This window comes from Pseudoalteromonas sp. S4741, assembly GCF_005886135.1.
GTDB classification, from domain to species: Bacteria; Pseudomonadota; Gammaproteobacteria; order Enterobacterales; family Alteromonadaceae; genus Pseudoalteromonas; species Pseudoalteromonas tetraodonis.
This window is the reverse complement of record NZ_PNCN01000202.1, coordinates 1-2,404: the sequence shown is the minus strand read 5'-3', so window position 1 is coordinate 2,404 and position 2,404 is coordinate 1. Positions and strand designations below refer to the sequence as shown.

3 protein-coding genes are annotated in these 2,404 nt (G+C 42.0%); 1 reads left to right on the top strand and 2 read right to left on the bottom strand.

What is annotated here, in order from left to right; genetic code table 11:
* Positions 1–20: 20 nt before the first annotated feature.
* A complete protein-coding gene (gene mutM / locus CWC30_RS17660) occupies positions 21–830 on the bottom strand; it encodes a bifunctional DNA-formamidopyrimidine glycosylase/DNA-(apurinic or apyrimidinic site) lyase (protein ID WP_138627752.1) in 810 nt (269 codons plus the stop codon).
* Between the two features lie 13 nt (positions 831–843).
* Complete coding sequence (locus CWC30_RS17655; RefSeq protein WP_138627751.1) at positions 844–1,344, bottom strand: hypothetical protein; 501 nt, start codon at positions 1,342–1,344, stop codon at positions 844–846.
* A gap of 117 nt (positions 1,345–1,461) precedes the next feature.
* Between CWC30_RS17655 and CWC30_RS17650 the strand changes: the two genes are divergently transcribed.
* The gene (locus tag CWC30_RS17650; RefSeq protein ID WP_013464036.1) at positions 1,462–2,385 is read left to right on the top strand and encodes a manganese-dependent inorganic pyrophosphatase; all 924 of its coding nucleotides are present in this window, start codon (positions 1,462–1,464) and stop codon (positions 2,383–2,385) included.
* Positions 2,386–2,404: the final 19 nt, after the last annotated feature.

The window sequence follows — 2,404 nt, the reverse complement described above, 5'->3', positions numbered from 1 at the left end:
CCTTTAACCTTTAACCTTTATTATTTCTGACACACCTCACAAAAAACGGTGCTGCGTTGACCTAGGCGAATTTCGGTTAGTTCGCTCTCGCAATTTACACAGGGCAGGCCTTTTCGGCCATACACTAATAGCTGCTGCGCAAAGTAGCCAGGCTTACCGTCACTTTGGGCAAAGTCTTTTAACGTTGTGCCGCCTTGGGTAATTGCAGCGGCTAAGGTGTCTTTTATAATTGGGATTAACGCTTGGTAGCGTTTAAGGCTTACTTTACCGGCTTCTTTTCGCGGATCGATACCCGCTTTAAATAATGATTCGTTAGCGTAAATATTACCAACCCCCACCACCACAGCGTTATTCATAATAAACTGCTTAACAGGCACTTTTTTATTGCGAGATTGCTCATAAACACGTTTAGCAAAAAAGTCATCGGTGAGTGGCTCTGGGCCTAATTTAGCAAGTAACTTATGCTCTTCATTGGGGGCTTGCCATAAACAGCAACCAAAGCGACGCGGGTCGTTTAAACGCAGCGCCTTATTATTCGCTAAAATAAACTCAACATGGTCGTGCTTTTTAAGTGGTTCATTGGCGTTTACAACCCGCAAGTTCCCCGACATACCTAAATGCAATATAGCCGAGCCTAACTCGCACTTTAACAATAAGTATTTAGCACGGCGCTCAATACTACTAACCACCAGCCCTTCAAGTTGATACACCTCATCTGGCACAGGCCAGCGCATACTAGCATTATGAATATTTACCTTAGTCACAACTTGGTTTAGCACATGGGGGGTAATGCCCATACGGCTAACTTCTACTTCTGGTAATTCAGGCATTTATAAAACTCACTTATGAAAAGGTAAAACTTGGAAATAATTGTTTTGCAGTGGTTAAATCTAGCAACAATAATCGCTGACTGGTTTTATCGAGAAGATAATACTGACCATTTGCTTCATATAATAAGTACACCCAAGGTAGGAGCTCACCCGCGAGTTCAAGCGTGGCCACCGATAGTGGCTTATTCATATCAAGCGCATCAGGTGTGGTAGTGGTCATCAGCGCGGTATTTTGCCATAAATAAACAAGCTCACTAAGTTGCTGCTCTGAGCCTTGCCAACTAAGCGGTACATTTTTTTGCAAAGCAGTAGTACGCCAACTAGTGCCAATACGCTCAATTTTTTGGTCGCTAAATTTAAGTGTTAATACAAAACTTTGCACAGGAAGTAGTGGCTGCAATTGCGCCTGTGTTTCATCATTCCCTATGTTTTTATGCAGTCCATTTAAAAAGAAGATCATAATCAACATCGAAAAAATAATAACATTGTTCCAACCTTTGCGGCCGAGTTGCATGTGGGTCTTCCAATTAATAATATCGATTTAAAGTGTAACCAAAACTTAATTACACTGTCTATATGTTAAAACCCAAAGACTTTGCTAGAATATCGGCAAATTTTAAGGAGTTTAGTCATGTCAATGTATGTAGTGGGCCATAAAATCCCAGATTCAGATTCAATATGTGGTGCAATTGCACTAGCGTATTTAAAAAACCAAATTGATGAGCCAGCAATCCCAACTCGCCTAGGCGAAGTGTCACCTGAAACACAATTTATTTTAGATAAATTCGGTTTTGAAGCGCCTGAGCTAAAACTTAGCTACGCTGGCGAAGACGTTTATATTGTCGACCACACAGAGAAAACCCAAGCACCTGACGATATTGATCAGGCTCGCGTTGTTGGCGTAGTTGATCACCATAAACTAGGTGATTTAACCTCATCGACACCGCTTGAGTGTTGGATCCGCCCTGTTGGTTGCTCAAACACCATTATTAAGATGATGTACGATTTTTATAACGTTGAGATCCCTAAAGATATTGCTGGCATTATGCTTTGCGCTATTTTAAGCGACACGGTTATTTTTAAGTCACCAACCTGTACTACTGCCGATATTAAATGTGTTGAAGCGCTTGCAGAAATTGCAGGCATTGAAGACTTTAAAGAACTAGGCATGGACATGTTCCGTGTTAAATCAGCCGTTGAAGATACGCCAGTACGTGACTTAGTAATGCGTGACTTTAAAGACTTTAACATGAACGGTAACCTTGTTGGCATTGGTCAGTTAGAAGTTATTGACCTTGCGGTATTTGACGAGATTAAAGCCGACCTTGAAGCCGACATCGCCAAGCTTAAAGAAGAAGGCGGTCGTCATTCAGTATTTTTACTACTAACCGACATTATGAAAGAAGGCTCACAAATGCTGATTGCATCAGACGATGCCAGCCTTGTTGAGCAAGCCTATGGTGAAAAGCCAGAAGACGGTAAAGTATGGCTAGACGGCGTATTGAGCCGCAAAAAGCAAGTAGTCCCTCCACTACAAGACGCTTTTAAGAGCTAGGTTCGAGGTTCGAGGTTCG

Excerpts from the sequence above, each read along its gene's own strand:
- CWC30_RS17650 (WP_013464036.1), top strand. The coding sequence starts at position 1,462 with ATGTCAATGTATGTAGTGGGCCATAAAATCCCAGATTCAGATTCAATA.
- CWC30_RS17655 (WP_138627751.1), bottom strand. The coding sequence starts at position 1,344 with ATGCAACTCGGCCGCAAAGGTTGGAACAATGTTATTATTTTTTCGATG.
- mutM (WP_138627752.1), bottom strand. The coding sequence starts at position 830 with ATGCCTGAATTACCAGAAGTAGAAGTTAGCCGTATGGGCATTACCCCC.